The sequence below is a fragment of the Planotetraspora phitsanulokensis genome, from assembly GCF_016863295.1.
GTDB classification, from domain to species: domain Bacteria; phylum Actinomycetota; class Actinomycetes; order Streptosporangiales; family Streptosporangiaceae; genus Planotetraspora; species Planotetraspora phitsanulokensis.
Genome location: NZ_BOOP01000067.1, coordinates 1 through 6,972, shown reverse-complemented (window position 1 = coordinate 6,972; position 6,972 = coordinate 1). Strand labels below are relative to the sequence as shown.

5 protein-coding genes are annotated in these 6,972 nt (G+C 68.3%); all 5 read right to left on the bottom strand.

Annotation, left to right across the window (positions count from 1 at the left end; translation table 11 throughout):
• On the bottom strand, positions 1 to 1,615 hold a 1,615-nt coding region (locus tag Pph01_RS42275; protein WP_204078908.1), incomplete at its 3' end, for an arylsulfatase.
• Positions 1,612 to 3,273 (bottom strand): dipeptide ABC transporter ATP-binding protein, encoded by a 1,662-nt coding sequence (locus Pph01_RS42270; protein WP_204078907.1) that lies wholly within the window; start codon positions 3,271 to 3,273, stop codon positions 1,612 to 1,614. The genes Pph01_RS42275 and Pph01_RS42270, both read right to left, overlap by 4 nt.
• Positions 3,270 to 4,190, bottom strand: coding sequence for an ABC transporter permease (locus Pph01_RS42265; protein ID WP_204078906.1), 921 nt, complete (start codon positions 4,188 to 4,190; stop codon positions 3,270 to 3,272). The genes Pph01_RS42270 and Pph01_RS42265 overlap by 4 nt, the downstream gene beginning before the upstream one ends.
• Entirely contained in the window at positions 4,187 to 5,146 is a 960-nt protein-coding gene (locus tag Pph01_RS42260) for an ABC transporter permease (protein ID WP_204078905.1), read from the bottom strand. The genes Pph01_RS42265 and Pph01_RS42260 overlap by 4 nt, the downstream gene beginning before the upstream one ends.
• 11 nt (positions 5,147 to 5,157) lie before the next feature.
• Positions 5,158 to 6,735: an ABC transporter substrate-binding protein gene (locus Pph01_RS42255; RefSeq protein ID WP_239117419.1), complete on the bottom strand. Its 1,578-nt coding sequence runs from the start codon at positions 6,733 to 6,735 to the stop codon at positions 5,158 to 5,160.
• Positions 6,736 to 6,972: the final 237 nt, after the last annotated feature.

Genomic DNA, 6,972 nt, shown 5'->3' with positions numbered 1-6,972 from the left:
TGGGATCGGAGCCGATGTCGTAGAGTTCCCACTCGCTGTCGTCGTATGGAGTGCCCGGATGGTGCCGCGTGAGAAGCTTCCAGCCGTCGCGATAGAAGCCGCGCTGCCCGCCGAACTCGACGTACTGCTCCGGGTGCGTCCCGGGTGCCGAGGGGTCGGCCAGCACAGGGATGAAGCCGGAGCCGTCGATGGTCTTGGTCGGCTGTCCGCGCCGGTGTCTGGGCGGGGTAACGCCCGCCAGGCCGAGCAGCGTCGGGTACAGGTCGGTGACGTACTGGTAGGCGTGGCGCTGCCCGTCGTCGTCGCCGTTCCGGGGCAGCCCGGCAGGCCATGAGAGCAGGAACGGCACGCGCACCCCGCCGGCGAAGGTGGTGCCCTTATAGAGGCGGAACGGCGTGTTGGAGGCCATTCCCCAGCCCCGCGGGTAGTGCACCATGCTGCGGGGTCCGCCGATCAAGGCCGGGTCGGCCGGCATGTCGCGTTCCCAGTCCGGCGGCAGGCCAGCGATGTGGACGAACTGGCTGAAGTAGCTTCGGGTGCCCTCAGGGCCGCCTTCCGCCGTGCCGCCGTTGTCCGAGGTGAACACCACGATCGTGTTGTCGAGCTCGCCGTAGTCGGCGATCGCCGACAGCACCCGCGCGAGGCTCGCGTCGATGCTGTCGACCATCGCCGCGTAGACCTCCATGTAACGAGCCATCAGCCGCTGCCGGTCGGCCGGCTGGTCCACCCAGTCGGGTACGTCGAAACCCGGTTCTGTGTTGCGCGAGGGGAGCCGCGTCCCCGGAGGGAACAGACCAGCGGCGAGCTGGCGTGCGAACCGCTGCTCCCGGAGCAGATCCCATCCGCCGTCGTAGCGTCCGCGGTATTTGTCGATCAGCCGGTCGGGCGCCCCCAACGGCCCGTGCATGGCGTGATGCGCGAAATAGAGGAAGAAGGGGCGGCCGGCGTCATTGGCACGCAGGCCGCGGATCATGCCGATCGCGTGGTCGGTCAGGTCGTCGGTGAGGCAGTAGCCGTCGGGGTAACGGCCGACCTCCACCGGGCTGTTGTCGCAGATCAGCCGGTTGGGCGCGAAGAAGCTGTTGCAGCCCTCCAGGGTGCCGTAGTACCGGTCGAATCCGCGCTGCAGCGGCCAGGAGTCGCGCTCGCCGGCGTCGTTCATGAGCGCGTCGCGGGTGAGGTGCCATTTGCCCACCGCGAAGGTCGCATATCCCGCGCTTCGCAGCGCCTCCGGCAGGGTCAGCACGTCGTCGGCCAGTACCAGGGTGAGGCCGGGGAAACCCGGATCGGAATTGGCGACCGAGGCGAAGCCCGCCCGATGCGGGTTCAGCCCGGTCATGACCGCGGCACGAGCCGGGGAGCAGACCGGTGTGGTGTGGTAGTTGGTGAGCGTGAACCCGGTCGCGGCCAGCCGGTCGAGCGTCGGGGTCGCGATCTCCGAGCCGAACGGCCCGATGTCGGAGTAACCCATGTCGTCGGCCAGCACCAGCACGATGTTCGGTGCCCCCACCGGTGGCCGCACCGGGTCCGGCCACCAGGAGCCCGACTCACCGGCCGTACGGCCGACGCGCCCTCCGAAGTTCTCATAGCCCCGGGCGTCCGCAGGGATGCTCATGCCGGTTCTCCTTGCCTGTCGAGGACCGATGCCCCAGCTCTGGCCCGAGGGTCGGGTTCGGGCACCGAGGCGAGCAACTGCCTGGTGTAGGAGCTGCGGGGATTCCGCAACACAGTGGCCGCAGGCCCCTCCTCGGTCAGCCGGCCGGCGTGCATCACCGCGACACGGTCGCAGACGCTGTTCACCACCGCGAGGTCGTGGCTGATGAACAGGCAGGCGAAGCCGAGCTCCGCCTGCAGCGACCGGAAGAGGCTGAGAACACCCGCCTGCACCGAGACGTCAAGCGCGCTGGTGGGTTCGTCGGCGATGAGTAAATCCGGTCCGAGCGCCAATGCGCGGGCGAATGCCACACGCTGCTGCTGGCCTCCCGAGAGCTGCCACGGCAGCCGGTCGGCGTACGACGCCGGCAGCGCGACCGCTTCAAGCAGCTCACGCACCCGTGCGGCCCGCTCCGCGGCCGTGCCCCGGCGGTGCACGGCCAGTGGCTCGGCGATGCTGTCTCCGACGGTGCGCAACGGGTCCAGCGACGTGGCGGGATCCTGATACACCACGCCGATCCGGCGCTGCAACGCCCGCAGGTGCGGCCGCCGGATGCCCACCATGGAGGTGCCGAACAACGCTGCCGACCCGGCGGTCGGGCGGAGCAATCCGGCCGCGATCCGGCCGAGTGTCGACTTCCCCGAGCCGGACTCGCCCACAACACCGAGCACCTCGCCTGGCCTTACGGACAGTGACACACCGTTCAGGGCCCGCTGGGGCGCGCGGCCGCCCCGGCCCGGATAGTCCGCGACGAGATCGTGGACGGTGAAGACCGGCGCCAGCGGGGGATCCGTCCGCTCCTGAGCCGGGACCGGGTCCTCGCCGGTAGGCAGCCGCGGGACGGCGGTGATGAGCTCTCTGGTGTACGCCTCAGCAGGATTCTCGAAGATCGTCCGTACGTCGCCCACCTCGACGAGCCGGCCGGCGCGCATGACGGCGACCCGGTCGGCCAACTGGGCGACTACGCCCATGTTGTGAGTGATGAGAAGCAGAGCCATGCCGGTGTATGCACGCAGAGACCTGAGCAGGTCGAGAATCTCGGCCTGCACGGTGACGTCGAGCGCGGTGGTCGGTTCGTCGGCGATGAGGACCTCCGGGTCGCCGGCCAGGGCCAGCGCGATGACGATGCGCTGCCGCTGACCGCCGGAGAACTGGTGCGGATAGCTGCGGCGGCGGGCCGCGGCGTCCTCGATGCCGACCAGGCCGAGCAGCTCGATGACCTTCTCCCTGGCTTCGGCCCGCGACAGGCGGCGGTGTGCGCGCAACGCCTCGGTGATCTGCCAGCCGACGCTCTCGACCGGGTTCAGAGCGGTCGCTGGATCCTGGAAGACCATGGCGATACGCGCCCCGCGGACCTGTCGCAGCGCCCCGTCGTCGAGGCCCGCCAACTCCTGGTCACCCAGCCGGATACTGCCGGAGACGGTGGCGGTGGGCGGCAGCAGCCCGAGCACCGACCTGGCGGTGACCGACTTGCCCGAGCCTGACTCGCCGACGAGGGCGAGCACCTCCCCGGCCTGCAGCTGCAGATCGAGAGCGTCCACGGCGCGGGTTTCCGGGGCGGTGCCACGGCGAGCGGAGAAGTCCACGGTGAGGCGTTCGATGGTCAAAACGGCGGTCATGCGCCCGCCCTTCTGCGGTCCGCGGTGAGCGCCTGGGCGATCAACTGGCAGCCCAGCACCAGGACGGCGATCACGATCAGCGGCCCGACGGCGTACATCGGGTTGGAATGGAGGTTGGCGACGGACGCGGCCAGGACACTGCCGAGGGACGGGGTCGGCGGCCGGACCCCGATGCCGATGAAATTCATGGCGCTGTCGATGAACACCGCGCCGGACATCGACAGCGCCAGTTGCACAAGCACCGGCTCGGCCACGTTGGGCAGCACGTGGCGCCGCAGCACCCACGATCGGGGGGCGCCCATGGCTTCCGCCGCCCTCACGAAGGGCAGTTCGCGAACCGCGAGTGTGGCGGTGCGCACCAGCCGTCCGAACAACGGCAACTCCAGAGCGACGACGACCACGCCGATGGGCACCGCACCGGGACCGGTGACGGCGGTGAGGCCGATCGCGAGAATGAGCGCGGGGAAGGCGAGCAGCACATCGAACACACGCTGAGTGACCACGTCCGCCACCGCGAACTGGCTGGAGACGACACCGGCCAGCGAGCCCAGCACCGCCCCGGCCGGCACCGCTATGAAGACGATGAGCGCGTCGACCCGGATGCCGTACAACGTGCGGGACAAGACGTCCCGGTTGACCTCGTCGGTGCCCAACAGGTGCTGCCAGCTTGGTCCAAGCAGGTTGGCGTTCCTGATCTGCTCCTCCGGGGCATACGGCGCGAGCAGTGGCGCGGCCACACCGGCCACTATCACGGCCGCGACCAGGATGAGCCCGGTGAGGCCGCGGCCGCGCAGCAGTGGCGTACGCCGCCTTCCGGGAAAGGCCGGGGCGTTACCGGCAGCGATGACGGGCACGTCGCCGGAAGGCGGTTCACTGCCGGGAACGGCCGCGGCCCCGGCCACCGTGGTGTCGGTCATCGGGCGCCTCCGAGGCGGATCCGTGGATCGAGCAGGGCGTGGACGACGTCGGTGAGCAACTGGATCACGACGAACACCCCGACGGACAACAGCAGCAGAACCTGAACGACGGGGTAGTCGCGCATGATGATGGCCTGTTCGATGAGCTGGCCGAGGCCGGGCCACGCGAAGACGGTCTCGACCAGGACCGCGCCGCCGAGCAGTGTGCCGATCTGGAGGCCGAGGACGGTGAGGCTGGTGGGCAGGACATTGCGGAGGGCGTGACGGGTGACGATCCGCCGGCGGCTGACGCCCGCGGCGAGCGCGGTGGCGACGTACGGCTGAGACATCTCGGTACGCAGCGACTCGGCGAGATACCGGGCGAGCACGGCCGCCAGAGGCAGGGCGAGGCACGTGGCCGGCATCAGCAGGTACTGCACTGTGATCGTCGGATCGGCGAGCAGCCCGTCCGGAGGGACGCCGCCGCTCGGCAGCACCGGCAGCAGCACACCGAGCAGCAGGATCAGCAGCACCCCGGTGACGAACGCCGGAAGCGCGATCGCCAGGGTGTTGACGCCCGTGAGCAGGTGTTCCAGCCAAGGCCTGCGGGTCGACGCCCACAACGGGCCGGCGATCACCGCGACCGCGACCGCGATGACCAGCGATGCCGAGGTGAGCAGCACGGTATTGCCTGCGCCTGCGCCGAGCAGTGAGGAGATGTCACCTCCGATGATGTACGACCGGCCGAGGTTCCAGGTCAGGACACCGCCGAGCCAGTGGGCATACTGCGCGGGCAGCGACTGGTCGAGGCCGAGTTCATGACGTATCGCCGCGATGGTGTCCGGTCCGGCGTCCGGCCCGGCCAAGATGCTGGCCGGATCGCCGGGGATCAGCCGGATCACGCCGAAGATCAGCAACGACGCGGCACCCAGCACCATGGCCAGCGACGGGAGTCTCCTGACGAGGTAGCGAATCACCGGGTACCGCCTCAGACCGAGAGCGCCGCGCGAGTCAGGTCGAGCTCCTGCCGTTTGGTGTAGGACACGCCGCGCAGCCGGTTGCTCGTCACCCACTGCGGCTGCACGACGCCGATCTCGATGAGGAACAGCGCAGAAAGCAGGTCGTCGCTCAGCCGCCCGTAATGGCCGACTGCCTCCTCGCTGCCGCCGTCGGCCACTTGCCACGCCTGTGTCGCATCGCTGCTGTACTGGGCCGACGAGTAGTGCGAGGAGTTCTTGGCGGCGTTGAACGGATAGGCGCTCACGGTCAGGGTCGATGGCGTGTACTGCGCCCAGGAATGGAACGTGGTCCACATCCCCGGGAACTCCGCACCGATGAGCCGCTTGACGAACTGGGCGCCGTCAAGGGGATCGAGGGTCACCGGGATGCCAACCGCCTGGAGATTCGCCTGCACGATCTGCGCCGTTTGCCGATAGAGAGGCACCTGGGCGGAGTAGGCGAGCGGGATCTCCGCGATGGGCTTGCCATATTCCTTCACCAAGGCACTCGCCTTGGCCGTGTCGAGCGCATAGGTGGTGTTCTTGTTCGCGTCGTACGCGTTGGAGTATTTGGGCCACGGAAGGTTGACGGCGTAGCCGCTGTTCCTGAAGACCTCGCTCATGATGCGTTCGCGGTCGATGGCGTAGGCGATGGCCTGGCGGACGCGGATGTCGGACAGGGCCGGCGCGGTGATGTTCGTGCCGACGTAGATCTGCTGCTCGGCACCGGCGAGCTGGTGTTTGGTGAAGCGTTTGGTCGCGGCGAGTTGCTCGATGTCGAGGTAGCTGTTGCCATACGCGTAATCGATCTGACCCGAGCGCAGCTGGCTCGTCAGTGAGGTCGGGTCGGGCACGACGGAGACGTTGACGTTGTCCAGGTAGGGCAGCCCCGGCTGCCAATATTTCGGGTTCTTGGCGAACCGCAGTTGCGAGTTGGGCGTCCACGACACGAAGCGGAACGGGCCGGTACCGACGTACTGCCGGCCCGTGCCGACTCCGTCGAAAGTCTCGCTGTCCACGATGGGGACGGTGTCGAGCAGGTCGAAGATGTTGCCCAGGGGATGAGCCAGATGCAGCACGACCTTCTGCGGATCGGACGTGTCGTACGACGTGATCGCCGCGGCGGTGCTACGCAACTGACCGTTCCACACCGGCTCGGCGTACGTCCTGAGTGAGAATTCGACGTCCTTGGACGTGAAGGGCCGGCCCGTGTGAAAAGTCACGCCTTGACGCAGAGTGAGGGTGAGGGCCCGTCCGTCCGCGGACATCTGCCACGAGGTTGCCAGGCGAGGGGTGGGCGCCACACGATCATTCGGGTATCGGATCAGACCTTCGTAAACCAGGCCGATCAGGGTGGTGATCCCGGAGTTCGAGTTGGTGAAGAAGTTGCCGGGGATCAGGTCCTGTCCGATGCCGGCCCGCAACGTGCCACCTTTCGACGTTTCGTTGGCTGGGGAGCCGGCCTGCAGGCTGACCGCTGACGTGCACCCCGTGAGCAGAGCCGCGCCGGTGAAGCCGAGCCCGGCAAGCACACTCCGTCTGGTCAGCAGGGGGTTCATGGGCGGCATGATCACTCCTTTGGAGCGGGATGTGGCAGGGCGCGCCGTTCACCGAGTCGAACATAAGGGGATTTCCTAGTCAACCTATAGGGATAGTTGACTTTATGGCCGGTCCGGCACACGCTGTGGTCTGACCCCGCACACACCGTCCTCGAAAGGTGTCAGGGAAATGACCCAGCTTCATGACACGACGCCCACCCGTGTCGACGCCTCCTACCAGCACATCGAAGTCACCCAGGTCGGAGG

Coding starts and splice junctions, on each gene's coding strand:
- Pph01_RS42270 (WP_204078907.1), bottom strand. CDS start 3,273: ATGACCGCCGTTTTGACCATCGAACGCCTCACCGTGGACTTCTCCGCT.
- Pph01_RS42265 (WP_204078906.1), bottom strand. CDS start 4,190: ATGACCGACACCACGGTGGCCGGGGCCGCGGCCGTTCCCGGCAGTGAA.
- Pph01_RS42255 (WP_239117419.1), bottom strand. CDS start 6,735: ATGCCGCCCATGAACCCCCTGCTGACCAGACGGAGTGTGCTTGCCGGG.